This window comes from Polaribacter sp. Hel1_85, assembly GCF_000766795.1.
Taxonomy (GTDB): domain Bacteria; phylum Bacteroidota; class Bacteroidia; order Flavobacteriales; family Flavobacteriaceae; genus Polaribacter.
The window spans coordinates 1,226,910-1,249,063 of record NZ_JPDS01000001.1 but is presented as its reverse complement, the minus strand read 5'-3'; the positions used below and the strand labels follow the sequence as shown (position 1 = coordinate 1,249,063).

The following is a 22,154-nucleotide window of genomic DNA, read 5'->3' as shown; positions in this document are numbered from 1 at the left end:
TTTAAACTTGATTATTTAACATTTTTTGAAATAGTAACGTAAAACTAATTTCATTTTTTTAAGATTTATTTCTAATTACAAAAAGTAATCTATTAAATTAATATGTATTTTCGTTATTCATTATTTTTAAATTGAATTTAAGCTACCCAATAACATATATAAATGGAATAAGTGTACAACGAGCAACGCTTTTGTATACAGAATTAGGTATAAAAACATGTAATGATTTACTTCATTTTTTTCCCTTTAGATATATTGATAAAACTGCTTTTTATAGCATAAAAGATTTACAACCCAATTCATCAGAAGTACAAATTGTAGGTAAAATTACACGTGTAAAATCAGTATCTCAAAAAAGAGGAAGTAGGCTAGTAGCAACTTTTCAAGACGCTTCTGGGACTATGGAATTAGTTTGGTTTAAAAGCCAAAAATGGATTAAAGATGCTCTAAAAATTAATGAACCCTATGTGGTTTATGGTAAATTGAATCATTATAATGGGTTTTTTAGCATTCCGCATCCAGAAATGGAATTGGTTAAAGAATATAAAAAGAAGTTGCAAACTAAAATGCAACCTGTATATCCATCTACAGAAAAATTAACAAATTCTGGAGTTTCTAATAAATTGATGAGAACTTATGTTCAGAATTTATTACAACAGTTTTTTGAAGTAATTGAAGAAAGTCTGTCAAAAGAAATTATTGAAAATTATAAATTGATGGGGAAACGTGATGCTTTGTTAAATGCTCATTTTCCTAGAAGTCAAGAAAATTTGGCTAAAGCTCAATACAGATTAAAGTTTGAAGAGTTGTTTTTTATTCAATTACAATTGTTGCGTAAAAAACTCATCAACAAAACAAAAATTAAAGGTTATGTTTTTGAAAATGTTGCTGATAATTTTAATACATTTTATAAGAATCATTTGCCTTTCGATTTAACCAATGCTCAAAAAAGAGTGTTAAAAGAAATTCGGAAAGATGTTGCTTCTGGAGCACATATGAATCGTCTTTTACAAGGAGATGTTGGTTCTGGAAAAACAATTGTAGCTTTATTAACGATGCTTTTGGCTATTGATAATGGTTTTCAGGCAACAATTATGGCGCCAACAGAAATTTTAGCAACACAACATTATCATGCAATTTCTGAACTTATTGCCAACATGGATTTAAAAGTTGATTTATTAACAGGTTCTGTAAGAACAAAAAAGAGAAGAGAAATTCATCAAAATTTAGAAGATGGAACTTTACACATATTAATTGGTACGCATGCTTTGTTAGAAGATAAAGTACAGTTTAAAAACCTTGGAATTGCAATTATTGATGAACAGCACAGATTTGGAGTTGCACAAAGAGCAAAATTGTGGTCTAAAACAAAGAGCCCATCCCAACCTTCCCAAAGGGAAGGAGTTTCTGTGCGGAATCGTTATGAAACAGCTCGTCCATCAGTTTATAAATTGATGAAGGAATTACAGAAAGATAGAAAAAAACAAACTACACCAGCAGAACAAGTTCTTTGGGAGCAATTAAAAACTAAGAAATTAGATTTTAAATTTAGACGACAGCATGTAGTTGATGAAATTATTGTTGATTTTATCTGTATTTCTAAAAAACTAGTTATAGAAGTTGATGGAAAATATCATAATACAACACTACAACAAGAAGCAGATGATTTAAGAACTGAAATTTTAAAGGAATTAGGTTTCAAAGTTATAAGATTTACCAATGAAGAAGTAATTGGAAGTATTGAAACTGTAATCAGAAAGATTTCAGAAGAATTAGAAAAACGTAAGAGTGAGAATTCCCTCCCTTTGGGAGGGCAAGGGTGGGCACCTCCACACATTTTAGTAATGACAGCAACACCAATACCAAGAACTTTGGCAATGTCTGTTTATGGCGATTTAGATATTTCTGTAATTGACGAGTTACCTCCTGGTAGAAAAGAAGTAAAAACGGTTCATCGATTTGATAGTAATCGTTTGTCTGTTTTTAAATTTATGAGAGATGAAATTGAAAAAGGAAGACAAGTTTATATCGTGTATCCTTTAATTCAAGAATCTGAAGCGATGGATTATAAAGATTTAATGGATGGTTATGAAAGTATTTCTCGCGATTTTCCATCACCAAAATATCAAATAAGTATTGTTCATGGAAAAATGAAACCTGCAGATAAAGAACATGAAATGCAGAGTTTTGTAAAAGGTGAAACTCAAATTATGGTGGCTACTACTGTAATAGAAGTTGGTGTAAACGTGCCTAATGCAAGTGTAATGATTATTGAGAGTTCAGAGCGTTTTGGGCTTTCACAATTACATCAATTAAGAGGAAGAGTTGGTAGAGGTGCAGCACAAAGTTATTGTATTTTATTATCTAGTTACAAACTTTCTGAAGAAGGAAAAACACGTTTAAAAACCATGGTAGATACTACTGATGGTTTTAAGATTGCAGAAGTAGATTTAAAACTGCGAGGACCAGGTAATTTAATGGGAACACAACAAAGTGGTGTTTTAAATTTAAAAATTGCTGATGTTGTAAAAGATACTCAAATTTTAGTAGCTGCAAGAAACACAGCAATTGATTTGTTACAAGATGATTCTAACTTATCGAAACCAGAAAATAGAAATATCAAAACAGCATATTTAGAGTTGTCTAAAACTTCTAAAATTTGGAGTAGTATTAGTTAAGTGTTTAGTTTTTAATATATTTAAAATGAGTATTTTATAAGTTTTATTTTTGTTTTTTTATTCATATTTTATAATTCTCTTAATTGTGATTTTTTCTCAGCTAATTCTTAAGATATATCATGACATAAGTCATAAATATACTCATACTAAATCTCTTATTTTGTGTTAAAATAAGTTTGGAATTTTCGCCCTTATTTTTTACCTCAAACTTCAAGAAATATTTAAACAACTGAATCATGAAAAATTTTATTTTAGCTATTATTTCTCTCTTTTTTATTTTTACAAGTGCTTTAGCGCAAGATATTTCTCCTTATATAAAAGTAGGGGAGTCATCTATGAATATGCAGTCTGTATCTGAAAAAGTTATACAAGTTCTAAATGATAATAATTTTACGGTTTTAGGTAGTTATAATGTTTCAGATAAAAATTCATTAAAAGTTATTGCATTTACAAGAAATGATTTAAAAAGTACAGTTATTAAAGTAACTGATAGAGGAGCTTTAGCAGCAACAATGAAGATAGGATTAGTATTAAAAAACAATAAAATTATAATTTCTTATACCAATCCAGACTATTTTTTAAGAGCTTATTTAGCAAGTGATTATAGTAAATATAGTGGAGTTTTTGTGAAATTTGACTCTGATTTAAAGAAGGTTTTATCAGTTTTTGGTAATGAATTTAAACCATTTGGAGGTACTGTTAAAGCTAGTAAATTAGCAAAATATCATTACAAAATAATGATGCCTTATTTTACAGATCCTATTGAATTAAATGAATTTGCATCCTTTGAAGAAGGTTTTAAAATAATTTCTAATAATTTAAAGTCTAAAAAGGGTAATACAAAAGAAGTTTTTAGACTTGTTTATAAAAATGAAAAAGTAGCTGTATTTGGTGTAGGACTTCAAAATAAAGAAGATGGAGAAGCATATTTTTTACCAAAAATAGGAGAAGATCATGTTGCTGCAATGCCTTATGAAATAATTTTACAAGGAAAAGAAGCTACAATGTTGCACGGAAAATATAGAATTGCTTTGCACTGGCCAGAACTTTCTATGGGAACTTTTATGAAAATTATGAGTACCCCCGGAGATATAGAAGATGCTTTAGAAGGCTTATGTGAATAATAAAATTTCTTAAGTTTCTATTTTTGGTTTAGAATAACATTAGTTAGTTTTTTTAATATCTAAAAAAATTATTACTAGCGCTATAATTTATTTCTGAGCTGGTGTGTTTTAAGTAATCAATTACAGTTTCTGCATCTGTTTCTGGGTTAATATTTTTAGGAGTTGGAAAAAACAGATCATAGACAGCAGGTACATAGTCATTAACACCTACAGTTAAGGTGGTATTATCAGGAATTGTATTTCCATTTAAATCTTTTACAATAATTCTGTTGTTATTGTTTTCGAAAATTACACCAGCATAATAAAATCCAGCGCCAGATCCTATTAAAAAGTTTTTAATTTCTGCAACTGTCATTTCGTAAACAATCATTGGGTTATTGAATGGCAGTATTTGATAAATTTCTTTTTTAGTGATATCTCCATCATCTAAAATAGAACGAACTCCTCCGTTATTTTGAAATGCTACATCAACTTTCATTTGTAAACGTAAAGCATCTGCAGCAAAATTACCTACTTGATCTTTATTATGATTTACTTGAGCAGAACCAATTACTTCTTTAAAAAAAGGAGCATCATTATAATCATTTATACGTTTTTTTATGTCTGAATCTTCTTCAGTTACAGTATTCAAATTAATTAATTGATAATTAATATTGATTACTTTTTTATCTTCTATAGTTAGTTCAATTTTACCAATATAATCTAAATTGTTTCCAGCTTGAAAAACAGGGATTTTATTTACAACTGTATCTATTTTTCCATTTGAATGACCTCCAATTATAAGATCGAAATATGGGAATTGCGTTGCGAGTTGAAAATCGCCTAAAGAATATTGTTTAGAATGTCCGATGTGAGTTAGTGCAATGTATAAATCAGCATTTTCTTCAGCTTTTAAGTCTTTGTATTGGTTTACAACATCTTCAGGATTTTGAAAAGTTAAATTTTTCACACGCCAAGGATGCGTTGATGGAATTATATCATTTTCCTTTCCATCTGTTTCTACCAAACCTAAAAAACTAACTTTTATATCATCTATAGTGATGTTAGTAAAAGCTGATGGTTGAGGTATTACAGAAGCGCTAGTTTCTACATTTGCACAAACCCATTTAAAATTAGCTTGTTGCATTCTGTCTTTTAAATTTGTTTCTCCATAATCAAATTCATGATTACCAATAACTGAAATATCATATCCTACACGATTCATTAAATCAATAATTGGAAAACCTTTTTCTGGATAATTATCTACAATTGGATTGCCAGAAAAAATATCTCCAGCATTGGTTAATAAAACATTTGTTTTCTTTTTTTCTTCATCGACTAAGTATTTCACTTTTGCAAAATTGTCTATACTTCCATGAATATCATTTGTTATAAAAATGGTTAGATTTTTTTCTACAGGATCTATTATAATTGAATTAGTTTCTTTAGAACAAGCAGTTAAAAAGAACAAACAAAGTACAAGTATTTTAATAAATGATTTCATTTTTTATAAGTTTAAAAGTTTTTTAGCGGCATTAAAAGGAGTTGTTTTTCCGTTTTCTAAATTATTAATTTCTTCTGAAAGGGCTTTTTTAATTTTTGGATTTTGATAAAAATTATCTTTCAATTGTTGTTCAATAGTAGCAAGTAACCAGTATTTATTTTGCTCATTTCTTTTAATGTTGAAATAATTATTCTCTTTAGTTAAAGAAATATAATCATCAATCATATTGCTAATTTTTGAAATCCCTAAATTTTGTAAAGCACTTGCTGTTAATACTTTTGGTTGCCATTTACTTTCTTTTATTGGATATAAATGTAAGGCTCTATTAAATTCTACTTTAGCAATTTTCGCGTTTTTTTCATTGTCACCATCAGCTTTATTTATAACAATTGCATCAGCCATTTCTATAATTCCACGTTTAATTCCTTGTAACTCATCTCCAGCACCAGCTAATTTTAGTAACAAAAAGAAATCTACCATAGAATGCACTACAGTTTCAGATTGACCAACACCCACAGTTTCAATTAAAATAGTATCAAAACCAGCAGCTTCACACAAAATAATAGATTCTCTTGTTTTTTGAGCAACGCCACCTAATGAAGTTCCAGAAGGAGAAGGTCTTATAAAAGCATTTTTATCTGTAACTAGTTGTTCCATTCTAGTTTTATCACCTAAAATAGAACCTTTATTTACAGAACTACTTGGGTCTACAGCTAACACTGCAACTTTTTTGTTTTGAGATGTTAAGTGTTTACCATAAACCTCAATAAAAGTACTTTTTCCAACACCTGGTACACCTGTAACACCAATTCTTACTGAGTTATTTGCATAAGGTAAACAGCGTTCTAAAATTTCGTTTGCTTTTTGTAGATGTTTTGCATTTGTACTTTCTACCAAAGTAATTGCACGACTTAAAAAAGTTATATTTCCTTCTAGTATTTTAGTTACAAAAGTATCTACAGAGTTTTGTTTGGCTCTATTTAGTTTTATTTTTTCTGCAGAAGATTTACTAGTAGTTTCTGGTTGAGAAACTCCATCTTTTTCATGTAATGCAGATTGTTTTTTGTTCATTTTAAAAGTTAACTTTAAAGTAAAAATAAACTATTTATGAAGCAATAGGAAGAATTATAGGTCCAAAATATTGCATCCATAGATAAAAGCTTCCATAGAAACCTAAAACACCAAAAATTAAGGTTTGTAATCTTTCTTTCAAAGTAAATACCTTTAAAAAAATAAAAATACCTATTGATAAGTAAATAATTATAGTTGGTAGTAATCTTAAAACTCTTGATAAATTATAATCTTCTCCTTGAAGAACTAAAAAATAAGCATCATTTATAGATGAAAGAATGCTAAAACAACATATAATAATTAAAAACCAATCGAATAATTTAAAGGTTTTATCTTTTTTCCATCTTTTAAAAAGAAATATAAAAGCAAATAAAGAAGGCAAGAATTTAATAAAATAAACCCCGTGTTTTTGGAACCAATTCATATTGGGTTTTAATTGTAACATTTGAGTAACTTTTTCGCATCCTACAATTGTTCCTGTATAATTATATGTAAAAACTTCAGTAGTTACTCCGTTCCGAAATGTAATGTCAAAAAGTAATATTATTACATTTTGAAGTTGGGTTTTTAAAGGAAAGAACAATAAAAACAAGAAAAAAATATAAATATTTTCTTTTTGTTTTAAGATGCTTATAATTTTCCTTTTCATTAGTTTAACATTGCTTTTTGTAAATTTAAACATAAATGTGATGCCTTTTTTTAAAAGTTAAGGAATAAGCATCTAGAGATTAAGAAACTTATTCCGTTATTTTATCTTATGATGCTTTTGATTTTTCTAAATGATAAAATCTTAAATCGTGTTCTTTTTGTCGTTCTGAACTAAAGTTAGAAACACGCTTTAAATATCCGATTACTCGAGTTCCATAATCTATGTTTTCAGAATTACATTTACAACATTTTTGAAGCGTTTTCTTTTCAATATGTTCACATTCATTGCAGATGGTAATTTTCACATTAAAGCAAAAGTAATTACAACCAGCTAAAGCTGTAGCATTAATTAGTTTTAAAAAACCGTCTTTGTTAGGAGCTTCTTCTAAATTTAAATGAAGTGCAGATCCTCCATCTAAATATTTAATAATATCAGTACCATGTAGCATTATTTTATCCAAAGAATTTATAGAAGTGTTTTCTACAGGATAAAAATAAGAATTGTAACAATCTCTAGGTACAAATAAACCATCTTCTTTGTCCCATTTAGCATTTTTTACACCTAAATTTTCAGCAGGAACAAATTCTGTGTTAAACATATATCCATGTTTCTTTTTAGCTTCTTTATTAGCGTCATAAATTACTTTTAACTGTTTTGCTACAAAATCTTTATAAGTGTTTGTGTTTTCTGCTTTGATTCCTTGGCTTTCTGCCGCTTCTACCATTCCATTAATTCCGATAGTTAAAAATTGTTTATCAAGCGATATAAAACCAGCATCATATACAGGTAGCATTCCTGCATTTTTATATTCTTCAATTAATTTTCTGTATGCAATTTGATATTTTTGAATTTTATGTATTTCAGTTTTAAGGTCTTTTCCTTGCTGAATTAAGCGATTCATGTTTAACGTAATTACATTAATAGAACCTGTAGAAACACCTCCTGCACCAAGAGAATAACTAAACGTATTGTCGCTAATTTCGTTTCTTAATCTACAACAAGACGCCAAACTATCTGCACTTTCAGATTGATATATAAAGAACGAATTTCCTTCGCTTAATTCTGTCGCACACATATTTGCAAATTCTGTATCTACAGGTCTTCCTTCTTTTACTAACATTGCTGCGGTAACAACAGGGAAGGTTAAAACGGCTTTTTCTCTTTCTTTATTAAACCATTTCATAAAGAATTGTTGTAAGTTTTTAAGGCTTTCCCATTCAGGTTTTGTCATATCTGGGAATACAAATTCTCCAAACAAACTATCAAAATATTTTTCATCGTACAAAGAAATATTCCAAAATACAGATTGATAACCTCTTGCAGCAGCTGGTTGATTTATGGCATAAACAGCGTGTTGTAAGTGATTTGATACCGTTTTTGTATTCGTGTTTAGGTAATCATTGCCAAAATCTTTTCTTGCAAAATAATCGAAGTACAATAAAAATTCTACAGTTGCTAAAGCGCCCGCAAATTGAGAACTTACAGCAAAAACAAGATTTACAAACTCACCACAATAACTCTCTAAATGTTGTGGCGCTTTACTTTCTCCACCAAGTTTGGTTAATCCATCAAATAAAAAAGGATACATGCTTATAGAGGTGCAATATGGTTTTAAAGAGGTTTCATCATGCACATAAATTTCGTGGGCTTCTATTTGTCTTACATACTCGTTGGCTAATTCTTTATCGAATAATTGTTCAATTTTATTTTTTACCAACTGCCTATTTACCTGAACATTGATGTCTTTGTTTAACTCAGCTTCCATAGTTGCAATGTTTTTAGAGGAAACATTGGCATTAGCATCTATTTTAGAACCATCTGCAGCATTATTTGCATTGATGTAATTGCTGATAAAATTAATTTTTTGATTTACCTGTTTTTGTGTTAACCTAATCATAGCTTAATAGTTTTTTAAGAATAAATGATTTAATATATTATTTGTTTGTACTTCTATAAATTGTTGATTTGTTTTAGGGTTTTCTAAGCCTCCTTTTTCTGCAATCCATTTTCCTGTTTTAACCCAAGTTAAATGTTGCAAAAGGTTTTTACTAATCCTTTTTTCGCCAGAATAAAGACAGGTTTTGTAGCCTTCTTTTTGAGCGTATTTAAGATATTCAATTATTTTTTTTTGATGCCATTCACCTCCCATAAATAATATACAAGTTGCAAAACCTTTGTAATTATTTAAGATTTCTGTATATATTTTTTTAGATAATTCTAGACCGTTTTCTTCTTTCCAAAGAAAAGGCGAATGACATCCTTTACACCGAATTTGACAGCCACAAATACTAAAACAAATACTAATTTCACCAGGAACTTCTTGCAAAGCCACTTGAATATTATAATAATTCATTATTAACCCAATTTATATCCAACAAGACTTTGCTTGTTGAAGATTTATAAAGTGTCAAAAAAAGGTACGACAACCTAATAAGGCAGATACATCGTGCCAATAACTTTTATCCCGAAAGTTTGACGAGTTTAAAATTGGCAGGTCTTCTGACTTACTCTAGTTTTTACGTCTTCCCGTTTTTAAATTAAAAACAGTGACAAAGTATGTAAAAACCTTTAGTAGAGCTTACAGCTGCGGGAACAGTACAGGAGTTACACCTATTTCCCTTTTAATTATAACAATTAGAATTGTTATTAAAACCAAATTCTATTCAAATTTAAAAATGATTTTCATTCATCTTTTATGGTTTAAAATAACTTGTTAAGAAACTTATGAACACTATATTTAGTGTTAAATAGATAGGTATTTATTATGGTTGTTTTTATACATTTTAAAAGTTAATATGTAAATTTAAAAGATAAATATTTTTAGATTTTGCAACATAACTAAAAATGTGTCGTCTTTAGTGCAAGAAAGTTTCAATGAAATCAACCAAACAATTACATCAACCTATCATTGATCAATGCAAAAATAACTGTAGCAAAGCGCAAATGCAGTTGTATAATTTGTATTGTAAGGCAATGTTTTTAGTGGCTTTTAGATATGTAAAAGACAGATTTGTTGCAGAAGATGTAATGCAAGATGCGTTTATAAAAGCGTTTAAAAATATTGAAAAATATAAAAATGAAGTTGCTTTTGGAGCTTGGTTAAAAAGAATTGTTATCAACCAAAGTATAGATCAATTAAAGAAAAATAAGCTAGAATTAGTTTCTATAAATGAGGAAGTAATTGCAAAACAAGAAGAAGATGATTGGAAGGTTGAATCAAGTATTTCTGTAGATGGAATTGTCGAAGTAATTAACAATTTAAAAGATAAATACAGACTGGTTTTAACCTTGTATTTGTTAGAAGGATTTGATCATCAGGAAATTGCAGAGGTTTTACAAATTACAGAAAACACTTCTAGAACACATTTATTAAGAGGGAAAAAATTATTGAAAGAACAGTTAATAAACACGAGTTATGCAGCAAGATATTAGAGATTTATTAAAAGATTTTAAGGAAGAAAATGTAGAGATGTCTGCAAATCATTCAACAAAATTTGAAGATTTATTGCAACAAGAAATACATCAGCAAAAACCAAAAAAGAGAAATTTTAAATGGTTGTCTATGGCAGCTTCAGTTGTGCTATTAATTAGTTTGGCAATTCAATTTTATCCTTCAAAAAATATAGAGAATCCTATTGAAATAGAAAGTAATCCAACATTAAAGGAAATAAGTTTAGGAAGTATTTCGCCAGAATTTCAAACCATAGAAAATTATTATAAAAATAGTATTAATATGGAAATCAGTCAATTAGAAATGACTGATGACAATAAGGAAATCGTAGATGGTTATTTAATTAAAATAGCAGAACTCACAAAAGAATACAAATCATTAACGCTAGAGCTCAATACAAAAGGAGTTAATGATTCAACAATAGATGCATTGATTAGTAATTTACAATTACGCTTACAACTGTTAAAACGCTTGAAAAAGCAATTAAAACAACTTAAAAATTTAAACACAAAACAAAATGAAACACAAATTATATAAACCAATAGTAACTTTAATTGCAATCTGTTTTTTAGGAACAGTATTTGCGCAAAAGTTTGATGAGAAATTTACCGAAAATTTTAAGGTGAATAAAGATGTAGAAGTCGCTATTAATGCTTCTAATACAGAAATTAATGTAACAACTTGGAATAAAAATGAAGTGCAAGTTGAGGCATTTATAGAAATAGAAGGATTGTCTAAAAAAGAAGCAGAAAAGTACTTTAAAAACTGGAATTTTGAAGCTTTGGGTAATAAGAGTAAAGTAAAAATTAATTCTCAAGGAAATAGTTTTTTAGGTTCTAGAAATAATTTTATCATTCATGATAATATCGATTTTAATTTTCCAGATATTCAAATGCCAGATTTTGATTCTATTATTATTCCTGAAATGAATTTTGATTTTGATATGGATTTTGACTTTGATTTTGACTTCGATTTTAATTTAGACAATATTGAAGAAGAGATGAAAAAAGATGGAGACTATTCTTTTGAATGGAATGATGGTGAGGACAAAATTAGAATTAAATCTAAAAAAGAGTGGGACGCTTTTAAGAAAACTAAAAAGTACAGAGAATTAAAAGAAAAATTGTCTTTTGATAAGCAAAAAATGAAAGAGAAACTTGTAAAATCTAAATTAAAAATGAAAGAAGGTTTAGAAAAAGCAAGAATTCAATATAAAAAAATAGATAAAGAAAAAATAAGAAAAGAATTGGCTAAGGCAAAAGAAAAAATTATGGAAATGAAGTTAAATTTTCATTCAGATTCTGATGATATTACCATAAATGGAAAGAAAATTAAGATTAAAAAAAGATTAGAAATTAAAGTACCTAAAAAAGCTACTTTTAATTTAAATACACGTCATTGTAAAGTAAAATTACCCAATACAGTTGCTTCTGGTAATGTAAAATATGGTGGTTTTAATGCAGGTTTTTTAAACGGAGGAAAACTAACAATAGATTATTCTAAAGTTTCTATTGCAGATTTAAATGGATGTACTTTATTTTTAAATAATGTAACTGATGCAAAAATTGCATCAGTTACAAATACAAAAATGTCGAATAATTCTTCTGGAGTAAAAATTGCATTGATAAATGAAAATGTAAATTTGTCTAATAAATTTGGAGAATTAACAGTCGAAAAATTTAACCCAAGATTTGGAGAGTTTATTTTAAATCTTAGTCATTCTGATGCTAAATTAATTTTAGGAAACACAAATAGTGCATTTAAATACAAAGTAAACAGTGTAAAACTAGACAATAAACGCGCTGCTTTTTTGAACAAAAATAATAGTGAAAACAACATTATTAAAGTTAATGGAGATTATAGTCAGATTATAATTCAATAAATAAATGCATCGTTTTATAACTTTATTTTTACTGATTTTCTTTCTAAATTCTTATGCTCAAGAGAAAGTTACTTTAGATAAAGCTATTGGTAATTCTTGCTTCTTTTCAGGTAGACCAACACCAATTGTTAAAGAGTTTTTTAATTTAATAGATTCTTTAAGTTATCGTAAAATTAAAAAAGAATTATTTTCTAAAAACCCAGAAAACAAGCTGTTATCATTATTAATTTTGGTAGAGTTAGAAAGATTAGAAACTTTTAAACTAACCCAAAAACAAAAAGAACAAATCCAAATTATTAAAAATTCTAATGAAAAAGTTTTAGTATGTTCTGGTTGTACTTTTTTAAAAGAAATACCTCTAAAAGATTACTTTAAATCTTATAATCAAACATTATTTTTATCCATAAAAAGCCGTTTAGCAAAGAGCTAATTATTTTACCAAACTTCTAACAAATTCCATTTCGCTATTCTTTTTAAAGTGACTATATTTATCGCCAGTAAATAGTCAATTTTTTAATGGAACGCTACAAAGAAAATCAACTTAAAGTATACAACTCTTTATCTAAGAAAAAAGAGGATTTTAAACCCATAACAGACGGATACGTAGGTATGTATGTTTGTGGTCCAACAGTTTATAGCAACGCACATTTAGGTAATGTTAGAACTTTTATGTTCTTTGATGTTGTATATAGATATTTGTTGCATTTAGGGTATAAAGTGCGTTATGTTCGTAATATTACAGATGCAGGTCACTTAGAAAACGATGCTGAAGAAGGTGAAGATAAAATTGCTAGAAAAGCACGTTTAGAACAAATTGAACCGATGGAAGTAGTACAACGTTACACGGTAGATTTTCACGATGTTTTAAAAAATTACAACTTTTTACCACCAAGTATAGAACCAACTGCAACAGGTCATATTGTGGAGCAGATAGAAATGATTAAAGAAATTATAGAAAAAGGTTTTGCTTACGAAGTAAATGGTTCTGTGTATTTTGATGTTCATGAATACAATAAAAAAGAAAATTACGGAATTCTATCTGGGAGAAAAGTAGAAGACTTAATTCATAATACAAGAACTTTAGACGGACAATCGGATAAGAAAAACCCACAAGATTTTGCACTTTGGAAAAAAGCAGATGAACGCCATATTATGCGTTGGCCTTCTCCTTGGAGTGATGGTTTTCCTGGTTGGCATTTAGAATGCTCTGTGATGAGTACTAAGTATTTAGGAGAAAGTTTTGATATTCATGGAGGAGGAATGGATTTAAAATTCCCTCATCACGAATGTGAAATAGCACAATCTAAAACATGTAGTGGCGTAACACCTGTAAATTATTGGATGCATACAAATATGCTTTCTTTAAATGGCCAGAGAATGGCAAAATCTACAGGAAATTTTATTTTACCGAATGAAATTTTAACAGGAGAAAATGATATTTTGCCAAAAGCATTTTCTGCATCTGTTGTGCGTTTCTTTAACATGCAAGCTAATTATAGAAGCATTTTAGATTTTTCTGGCGAAGCTTTAGAAGCATCAGAAAAAGGACATTCTAAATTAATGGAAGCAGTTAATTTTTTAGATAAGATTGAAGCTGCAAAAACATCTACTTTTGATGTTCAAAAATGGAAAAAAGCTTGTTATGCAGCAATGAATGACGATTTTAATACACCAATTTTAATTTCACATTTATTTGAAGCAGTAAAAGTTATCAATTTGATAAAAGAGCAAAAAGCAAGTTTGACTGCAGATGATTTAACAGAATTGAAACAAACAATTAACGCTTTTGTTTTTGATGTTTTAGGGTTGATGAATGAAAATTCTCAAGACAATTCAGAAAAAATAAATGGTGTTGTAGAGTTATTAATCAAATTAAGAAAAGAAGCAAGAGAAAATAAAGATTGGGCATTGTCAGATCAAATTAGAGATGAGTTAATTGCATTAGGCATTCAGTTGAAAGACGGTAAAGAAGGCACAACTTTTTTAATAAATTAAATTGAAGAAAATACTTTCATATCCATTTATTTTGTTAGTTAGATTCTATCAAGTTGCAATTTCACCATTTACACCATCAACTTGTAGATACAGTCCAACGTGCTCACATTACACAATTGAAGCTTTGCAAAAACATGGTTTATTTTCTGGTGGATGGTTGGCATTAAAAAGAATTTTTAGTTGTCATCCTTGGGGAGGAAGTGGTTATGATCCTGTACCAGATAAGAAAGAATAAATAATTGTTACCTCGAGCATTACTGAAATCAAAATATATTTTGATTGAAAGTAGAAAACGCAGTTTTTCGAGAGGTTTTTTAGAATTACGTTTTAATAATTAGGTCTCGACTGCGCTCGACCAGACATAGAATTTAAAATATATGAGTTTTTTAGCAATAGAGTGGAATCCTTCAATAGGAATAGATTTAGGTTTTTTTGTTATTCGTTGGTACAGTTTAATGTTTGTAGCAGCATTTTTATTGGGGTTAAGACTGATGAAAAAAATCTATATTGAAGATAAAATCCCCGCAGAAAAACTAGATGTATTATTTATGTACGTTTTTATTTCGATGCTTGTAGGAATGCGTTTAGGAGACGTTCTCTTTTATAGTTGGGATTATTATCAAAACCATTTATTAGAAATATTTTTACCAATAAAAGAAAGTGCAAACGATTCTTTATTTGGAATTATTAAAGGATGGAAGTTTACTGGTTTTACAGGTTTTGCAAGTCATGGAGCAGCAATAGGGATTCCTTTAGCATTATATTTTTATGCAAAGAAACATTTACAAAAACCTTGGTTATTTATTTTAGATAGATTAGCAATTATGGTTGCTTTAGCAGGATTTTTTATCCGTTTCGGAAACTTTTTCAATTCAGAAATTTATGGAAAAGAAACAGGATCTAATTTTGGAGTAATTTTTAAAGCAGCAGGAGAAACAGTGCCAAGGCATCCAACACAATTGTACGAAGCATTTAGTTATTTAGCATTATTCTTTGTAATGTGGCATTTATATTGGAAAACAGATAAAAAGCAGCAAACAGGTTTTCTTTTTGGTTTGTTTATGGTAGTTCTTTGGTCATTACGTTTCTTTATAGAATTCTTAAAAGAAGCGCAAGTAGACGGTAGAGAAGATTGGGTTTTCAATTCTTTAAACACAGGTCAAGTTTTAAGCATTCCTTTGGTATTAATAGGTTTTTGGTTAATGTTTAGGAAGAAGTAGAGACTATAGATTTTTCTAATTTCTAGTGACTAAGTAGATTTTTACTATATTTATAATCTAATTACTTTAATCCCCCGTATTTTAATTAGTTAAAAATGGCACGAAAAAACATTCCCCTAATTCTATTTTTTGCATTATTGCAATTGTCTTTTTATGGGCAAAGTTTATCTTATTCAGGAACTGATTTATTTAATATTTCTACTGCTACTTTTGCAAAATCGGTAACAATTTTTTCGGAAGAGAGTTCTCCCACTGGGTTAGCTTTTGGAGATAGCGGTACTAAATTTTATACTGTTGGTTCTGCAGGAGATCATGTAATCCAGCATAATTTATCAGTTGCGTATGATTTGTCTACTATTAATGAAATAGATAGTTATTTTAATGTAGAAGCACAAGAAACAGCTCCACAAGATATAACGTTTAATAATACAGGATCAAAAATGTATATAACTGGTGATTCTGGTAATGATATTACTGAATATAGCTTGTCAACAAATTGGGATGTATCCTCTGCAACTTTTAACAGTACTTTTGATTTTGAAGCTGCAGTATTTGCATTTGACGCTCTACCTGATCCAAATAATGCTCAAAGACCAAATGGTATGACTTTTAATGATGATGGGTTTAAAATGTACATTACAGATAGAAATAAGGATAATGTTTATGAATTTGATTTAAGTAGTGCATATGATATTTCCACAACAAGTGCTGTAGAAAATGTGTTAGATATAAGTGGTCAAGAACTAAATGCGAGGTCTGTTGTTTTTAATAATGATGGAAGTGAGATGTATATTACTGGTAATTCAGGTGATGATATAAATATTTACACTTTTTCTTCTGGAAATGAATATGATTTATCTGATGCAACATTTTCTTCAAATCATTCTATCTCTGCTCAAGAAACAGCACCTCAAGGAATGGTGTTTAATAATGATGGATCAAAATATTATATTATTGGCTCAAACGGAGATGATGTAGATGAATATGATTTGTCTACAAATTACGATTTCTCTTCAGAAAGTTATATAGGTAGTTATATAATTCAATCTTTTGAAACACTTCCTCAAGATATATTATTTAACAATAATGGAACTAAAATGTATGTAGTTGGAGATTCACAAAATAAAATAAACCAACATTCTTTATCATCACCTTATGATATTAGTACAGCTGTAATTGATATTTCTTATAATATTACAAGTCAAGAGTCTCAACCTAGAGGTATGGTATTTAATAATGATGGATCAAAATTTTATATAACAGGTACTAATGGAGATGAAGTAAATGAATACTTATTATCTGAACCTTATAAATTAGAATCTATGGTTACTCATTTAGGAGCTTTTGATATCTCTTTAGATGAAAATAATTCTTCAAGTATTGCTTTTAATAATGATGGTACACTATTGTTTATTTTAGGAAATACAGGTAATGATGTTACAGTCTATACATTAAGTTCGGGTTATGATTTAACAGGTATAGCTTCTGGACCAACAGGTACTTTTTCTGTTTCTGCACAGGATACAGCACCACTAGGAATGACTTTCAATAACGATGGTACTTCACTTTATGTAATAGGTAATTCTGGAAACGATATTAATGAATACTCTTTAAATTCTGCTTATGATTTATTGTCAGTAGCTCCTACTTTTGTACAAAATATTTCGGTTAGTTCAGAAGATGATTTACCTACGGGTATTATTTTTAATGATACTGGATCTAAATTTTTTATCTCAGGAAATAGAGGAAACGATATTAATGAATATTATACATTAAAGTATAATGAAATATCAGCTTCAAATAACGGAACTATTGACAATACAAACTCATTAATAATTACTTTAACGGATGATACTTTTTTTGCAAGTTCGGGTACATTTTCAGATACAGAAGTAACTATTAGTAATGTACCCGAAGGATTAACAGCAGTTTTAACTCTTAATTCTAATACGGAGGCAGAATTAACATTTACTGGAAAAGCTAATAGTCATATTGATAGTGATGAAGTAGTTGCAAACTTATCTTTTACTTTTACAGATGCAGCTTTTACAACTTCTAATGCTGTAGATGTAAAAGGAGCAGTAGGTTACAATGATATTTTGGGTTTCGATTATATAGAGTGTTCAGAAACTGAAATTGTTTATAATGGAGGTTGGACTGGAGGTAGTAATGCTGGAGTGCCAGATAATACAGATTCAAGTTTAGGAATTAGAGTACAAGGAGATATTACAATTACAGCAAATACAAATTGCGATTGTTTAAATGTAGAAAGCGGTCAAACATTAACAATAGCAGATGGGGTTGAGTTAACTGTTGTAAATGCTTTAGAATTAGATGGAGATTTACGCTTATTAGGAAGTGCACAATTAATGCAAACACATACCAATACAAAAAATGCTTCTGGTAGTGGAAATTTATATAAAGATGTAACAGGTACTTTATCAAATGTTTTCCAAACAGGATATTGGACTTCACCAGTTACAACAGATGGTTTAACATACAATATTGCAGGAGTTTTAAAAGATGGTACCACTCCGTTAGCTGCAACAGGCACTCCTTCAGATATTATTTTTTCGGCAGATTTAGATGGAGATGATGGCACTTCACCAATAACCTTAAGTACACGATGGTTGTCAAAATTTATTAATAGTGGTGCATGGACAACTCAAATAGATGAATCATCAGAATTATTTAGTCCAGGTGAAGGTTTTAGTAAGAAAAGTACTGGTGCAGTAAGTGGGCAAAACTATACTTTTGTTGGTAGACCAAATGATGGAGATTATGAACATACAATAGATGCTTTTGGTAGTGGAACTTGGAGTCTTTTAGGGAATCCTTATCCATCTCCAATAGATATAGATATATTTACCACAGAAAATTCGACTGCAATAACAGGAACAATCTATTTTTATGAAGCTGGTAATGATACAGATCATTATAATTCAAATTATCTTGGAGGTTATGCATCTAGAGTTGCTGGTGTAGGTAATTCTGCATCTTCTTTAGGTGATGGAACTGGGTTAAAAGTTCCTGGACAATATGTTGGTGTTGGACAAGGCTTTTTTGTAGAAGCTTCTGGTACAGGAGGAACAATTAATTTCAATAATAATACACAAAGAGCTTTTAATACGCCAAATGTGTTTTTCAGTAAAAATCAATCAAAAGAAAATACTTCAAATATTCCAATTTTAAGAATTGGGTTCGAATTTTTATATAATGAAGAAATCTATCATAGACCAGTTTCTGTTGCTTTTAGAGGGTTAACAAATAATTTTGATAAAGGTTTTGAAGCAGAAATGTGGGATTATAAATCTACAGATATGGCTTTAGCTATTAAAGAAAGTGATTTGCCTTTTTCTATTACAGGAATAGAAGATTTCAATGATTCTATAATGATTCCTTTAAAAGTGCAAACGGATGCAACAAGAGAAGTAACTTTTAAAATAGATGAGATTTTAAACTTAAGTACAAATGTTTTCTTATATGATACGCTAACTCAAGTTTATTATAATATAACAACAGAAAAGGTAGTTGTAAATTTAGATTTAGGTGTATATAATAATAGGTTTTTTATCACTTTTAAGGAAACAGTGTTAAATACAGAAGATAATAAATTAAATGAGGTCTCTATTGTCAATAAAAATAAACAACTACTAATTTTTTCTAATGACTTGCTAGATGAGGTGTTGATTTATAATATTCTAGGACAGAAAGTAACCGATGTTAAAAACCCGAAATCACTTTCTGAAATAAAAATTAATACAGCTAGTTTTCAAAAAGGAATATACATTGTAAAAGTCAAAAACTTGATAGGTAGTTTTACAAAAAAAATAATTATCAACTAAATTTTCTTAATTGGTTTCCTAGTTGTAGTTTTGCCAGAATATGGAGAAATTAAAACAACGTTGGGGAATTGAAAATAATTGGTCTGTAATTGCAATTTTTATTGTTTTTGCAATCAATGGCTCTTTTGCAGCTTGGGTAGCAAAACCAGTGACTAGTTTTATTGGTTTAACACCAGAAACAACAGTTGCATGGTTGTATTGGCCATTAAGAATTTTGTTGATTTTTCCAATTTATCAGGCAACATTGCCAATTGTAGGTTGGTTATTTGGTCAGTTTAAATTCTTTTGGGCTTTTGAAAAAAAGTTTTTAAGTAGACTAGGTTTAGGTTTTTTATTCAAAAAAGAAGCTTAAAATTCTATGATCTCTTCCACTTTTTCTTTGTTAATAACATAGCTATAAATCCACATTATTGTAAATGTTGGTATTACATCAGAAAAAGGAATCGCTTCTTCAATAAAACTAATTACTGCTGCAATTTTTCCTTGTTTTCCTTTATACATTTTGGTCATTAAATAGGCAGATAAAGGCGCCCAAACTATATCTATAAAAGGGATAAAACCAACAGCATCTAAAATGATGCTTAAAACTAATTTTTTATATTTCTTATTCATGTAGTATTTTAATTACACTAAATTAATCAAAATTCCTGCCAAATAATATTTATTTAAATGTGAAATTGATAAGTTTGTGTAAAGTAAATTTTTTTTTTGATGAATTTTATTGATTTTAAAAATAAACTGGTTCAATTACAAACATCAGAATTAGGTGGATTAGAGGCTCAATTTAAATTAGCGCCTAAAATGCGTTTAAACTATAATGCTGATAAAATTAAAGCTAAAAACCCAAGAAAAGCAGCAGTACTAGCATTGTTTTATCCTAATATAAGAAATGAAACGTGTTTTTTACTTACACAAAGGGCTAGTTATAAAGGTACACATTCTGCACAAATAAGTTTTCCAGGTGGTAAGATTGATGAGATTGATAAAAACTTAGAGGGAACTGCATTAAGAGAGACTTTTGAAGAAGTAGGTATAGCACAATCATCTATTAAAATTATTAGAGAATTAACAGATGTTTACATACCGCCAAGTAATTTTTTGGCAACACCTTTTCTAGGTTTTATTGATGAAAAACCTAGTTTTAATTTAAATTATGAAGTAAATAATATCATAGAAGTTTTATTAAATGATTTTTTAAGTGATGATAGTATAACTTCAGTAAATATGAATACTTCTTATATGAATAATATAGAGGTACCATGCTTTAAGTTAAATGGTTACATCGTTTGGGGAGCTACAGCAATGATGCTCTCTGAAATTAAAGAACTATTAAAATAGTTTCTTTCTTATTTGTTTTTGTAAATTTGCTTCTCACGTAATAAAAAAATAAATTAGAATGCCTTTATTTAAAAGGAATCCATTTGGTCATATTTTGTTTTTAAAAAAGATGATCATTCGAATTTTTGGACTTGTTTCTCATGGAAGATATCGCAAGTTTAATAATCTACAGATTGAAGGTTCAGAAATTTTAAGAAATTTACCAGATTCTGGTGTTTTGTTTATTTCTAATCACCAAACATATTTTGCAGATGTTGCTGCAATGTTTCATGTTTTTAATGCTGCTTTAAAGGGTAGAGATGACACCATTAAAAATGTAGGTTATATTTGGAACCCAAAATTAAATATTTATTTTGTTGCAGCTGGTGAGACAATGAAAGCTGGTTTGTTGCCAAAAATATTTGCTTATGCAGGGTCTGTTTCTATTGATAGAACTTGGAGAAGTGCAGGTAAAGATGTCAAAAGACAAGTGAAAAATTCTGATATTTCTAATATAGGGAAAGCAATAAATGATGGTTGGGTAATTACTTTTCCTCAAGGAACAACTACACCTTTTAGACCTATTAGAAGAGGTACAGCTCATATTATAAAAACATTTAAGCCTATAGTTGTGCCAATTGTAATTGATGGTTTTAGACGTTCATTCGATAAAAAAGGATTGAACATTAAAAAACGAAATGTTTTGCAATCTATGGTTATTAAAGAGCCTTTAGAAATTGATTACGAGAATGAAGAAATTGCAGATATTGTAACAAAGATAGAGTTTGCTATTGAGCAACATCCTTCATTTTTAAAAGTATTATCTGTAAAGGAATTAGAAGAATTAACAAAAGAAGAAGAAGCTTTAAATAAGAAAAGAGAATTCTGGAGTTAGTTTTCAATTAAATTTATAAAGATTAATTTCTAATCCAATAAAAAAACTATACCTGTTTACATTTTTAGAATGCATTCTTCCTAAATCTGTTCTTTCTGTAAGTTGATTTAATGCACTTATTTTTAAATGCTTGTTAATACTATAATTAAACTCTAGCGATCCTGACCAACTATAAGTGTTATGCTTTTTCCTACTAATATTACCTAATCCTAATAAAGTTGTTACTTGAAAATTAGGGTTATTTGTAATTCTATTGAATGTGAAACCAAATATTGCTCCATATCTTGTAAATCCATGCGCAATATTGGCTCTTTCAAATTCTACTCCGTAATTAAAATAACCTAAATTTAGTTGGTCATTTTCATATTTTAATCTAGTAATTATATTTAATGTTCCGGCTCCATTTCCTAATTTATCACCAGTTACAAGCAATTTTAAATCTTGATGTACTGAAAATTTTACCGAATTTTGGCCATATATAAAGTTGCTACAAGTAAATAGTAGCAAGAAAAAGAGGAAGAAATTTTTCTTATTTGGATTCAAA

General features: G+C 28.8%; 20 protein-coding genes and 1 riboswitch. Of the genes, 13 read left to right on the top strand and 7 right to left on the bottom strand.

Going from position 1 to position 22,154, the window contains the following annotated elements; all coding sequences use genetic code 11:
- Positions 1-131: 131 nt before the first annotated feature.
- Positions 132-2,678: a DUF559 domain-containing protein gene (locus PHEL85_RS05395; RefSeq protein ID WP_036822067.1), complete on the top strand. Its 2,547-nt coding sequence runs from the start codon at positions 132-134 to the stop codon at positions 2,676-2,678.
- A gap of 236 nt (positions 2,679-2,914) precedes the next feature.
- Entirely contained in the window at positions 2,915-3,802 is an 888-nt protein-coding gene (locus tag PHEL85_RS05390; protein ID WP_036822064.1) for a hypothetical protein, read from the top strand.
- Between the two features lie 52 nt (positions 3,803-3,854).
- On the opposite strand, the gene PHEL85_RS05385 is transcribed toward PHEL85_RS05390, so the two are convergent.
- The 5 genes from PHEL85_RS05385 to nrdG form a co-directional block, all read right to left on the bottom strand.
- A complete protein-coding gene (locus PHEL85_RS05385) occupies positions 3,855-5,285 on the bottom strand; it encodes a bifunctional metallophosphatase/5'-nucleotidase (protein ID WP_052108457.1) in 1,431 nt (476 codons plus the stop codon).
- A 3-nt stretch (positions 5,286-5,288) separates the two neighbouring features.
- Positions 5,289-6,356: a methylmalonyl Co-A mutase-associated GTPase MeaB gene (gene meaB / locus PHEL85_RS05380; protein WP_036822061.1), complete on the bottom strand. Its 1,068-nt coding sequence runs from the start codon at positions 6,354-6,356 to the stop codon at positions 5,289-5,291.
- Positions 6,357-6,390: 34 nt separating this feature from the next.
- Complete coding sequence (locus PHEL85_RS05375) at positions 6,391-7,005, bottom strand: hypothetical protein (RefSeq protein ID WP_156109107.1); 615 nt, start codon at positions 7,003-7,005, stop codon at positions 6,391-6,393.
- Between the two features lie 106 nt (positions 7,006-7,111).
- A complete protein-coding gene (gene nrdD / locus PHEL85_RS05370; protein WP_036822057.1) occupies positions 7,112-8,902 on the bottom strand; it encodes an anaerobic ribonucleoside-triphosphate reductase in 1,791 nt (596 codons plus the stop codon).
- A 3-nt stretch (positions 8,903-8,905) separates the two neighbouring features.
- The gene (gene nrdG / locus PHEL85_RS05365; RefSeq protein WP_036822054.1) at positions 8,906-9,358 is read right to left on the bottom strand and encodes an anaerobic ribonucleoside-triphosphate reductase activating protein; all 453 of its coding nucleotides are present in this window, start codon (positions 9,356-9,358) and stop codon (positions 8,906-8,908) included.
- Between the two features lie 118 nt (positions 9,359-9,476).
- Positions 9,477-9,677: riboswitch (cobalamin riboswitch) on the bottom strand.
- Positions 9,678-9,879: 202 nt separating this feature from the next.
- Here nrdG and PHEL85_RS05360 point away from each other — a divergent pair.
- The 9 genes from PHEL85_RS05360 to PHEL85_RS05320 all read left to right on the top strand — a co-directional run bounded on the left by PHEL85_RS05360 (position 9,880) and on the right by PHEL85_RS05320 (position 19,750).
- Entirely contained in the window at positions 9,880-10,437 is a 558-nt protein-coding gene (locus PHEL85_RS05360) for an RNA polymerase sigma factor (RefSeq protein WP_036822051.1), read from the top strand.
- Positions 10,421-10,993: a hypothetical protein gene (locus PHEL85_RS05355; protein WP_036822049.1), complete on the top strand. Its 573-nt coding sequence runs from the start codon at positions 10,421-10,423 to the stop codon at positions 10,991-10,993. Before PHEL85_RS05360 ends, PHEL85_RS05355 begins: the two co-directional genes overlap by 17 nt.
- On the top strand, positions 10,974-12,338 hold the full coding sequence (locus tag PHEL85_RS05350; RefSeq protein WP_036822044.1) for a hypothetical protein: 1,365 nt from the start codon (positions 10,974-10,976) through the stop codon (positions 12,336-12,338). Before PHEL85_RS05355 ends, PHEL85_RS05350 begins: the two co-directional genes overlap by 20 nt.
- A 4-nt stretch (positions 12,339-12,342) precedes the next feature.
- Complete coding sequence (locus tag PHEL85_RS05345; protein ID WP_036822039.1) at positions 12,343-12,768, top strand: hypothetical protein; 426 nt, start codon at positions 12,343-12,345, stop codon at positions 12,766-12,768.
- Between the two features lie 86 nt (positions 12,769-12,854).
- Positions 12,855-14,333, top strand: a complete 1,479-nt coding sequence (gene cysS / locus PHEL85_RS05340; RefSeq protein WP_036822036.1) for a cysteine--tRNA ligase — start codon at positions 12,855-12,857, stop codon at positions 14,331-14,333.
- A 1-nt stretch (position 14,334) separates the two neighbouring features.
- Positions 14,335-14,568, top strand: a complete 234-nt coding sequence (yidD, locus tag PHEL85_RS05335; protein WP_036822031.1) for a membrane protein insertion efficiency factor YidD — start codon at positions 14,335-14,337, stop codon at positions 14,566-14,568.
- 142 nt (positions 14,569-14,710) lie between these two features.
- Entirely contained in the window at positions 14,711-15,553 is an 843-nt protein-coding gene (lgt, locus tag PHEL85_RS05330; RefSeq protein ID WP_036822026.1) for a prolipoprotein diacylglyceryl transferase, read from the top strand.
- A gap of 95 nt (positions 15,554-15,648) precedes the next feature.
- Positions 15,649-19,398: a T9SS type A sorting domain-containing protein gene (locus PHEL85_RS05325; RefSeq protein ID WP_081965077.1), complete on the top strand. Its 3,750-nt coding sequence runs from the start codon at positions 15,649-15,651 to the stop codon at positions 19,396-19,398.
- Between the two features lie 40 nt (positions 19,399-19,438).
- Positions 19,439-19,750 carry a DUF6787 family protein gene (locus PHEL85_RS05320; RefSeq protein WP_036822019.1) on the top strand — a complete coding sequence of 104 codons (312 nt, stop codon included), beginning with the start codon at positions 19,439-19,441 and terminating at the stop codon, positions 19,748-19,750.
- Here PHEL85_RS05320 and PHEL85_RS05315 read toward each other — a convergent pair.
- Positions 19,747-20,010 (bottom strand): hypothetical protein, encoded by a 264-nt coding sequence (locus tag PHEL85_RS05315; RefSeq protein WP_036822015.1) that lies wholly within the window; start codon positions 20,008-20,010, stop codon positions 19,747-19,749. The two genes, PHEL85_RS05320 and PHEL85_RS05315, sit on opposite strands and share 4 nt — an antisense overlap.
- Positions 20,011-20,109: 99 nt before the next feature.
- Between PHEL85_RS05315 and PHEL85_RS05310 the strand changes: the two genes are divergently transcribed.
- Both PHEL85_RS05310 and PHEL85_RS05305 read left to right on the top strand, forming a co-directional pair.
- The gene (locus tag PHEL85_RS05310) at positions 20,110-20,736 is read left to right on the top strand and encodes an NUDIX hydrolase (protein ID WP_036822013.1); all 627 of its coding nucleotides are present in this window, start codon (positions 20,110-20,112) and stop codon (positions 20,734-20,736) included.
- A 58-nt stretch (positions 20,737-20,794) separates the two neighbouring features.
- On the top strand, positions 20,795-21,610 hold the full coding sequence (locus tag PHEL85_RS05305) for a lysophospholipid acyltransferase family protein (protein WP_036822010.1): 816 nt from the start codon (positions 20,795-20,797) through the stop codon (positions 21,608-21,610).
- A gap of 3 nt (positions 21,611-21,613) precedes the next feature.
- On the opposite strand, the gene PHEL85_RS05300 is transcribed toward PHEL85_RS05305, so the two are convergent.
- Positions 21,614-22,042, bottom strand: coding sequence for a hypothetical protein (locus tag PHEL85_RS05300; RefSeq protein WP_036822007.1), 429 nt, complete (start codon positions 22,040-22,042; stop codon positions 21,614-21,616).
- Positions 22,043-22,154 lie beyond the last annotated feature (112 nt).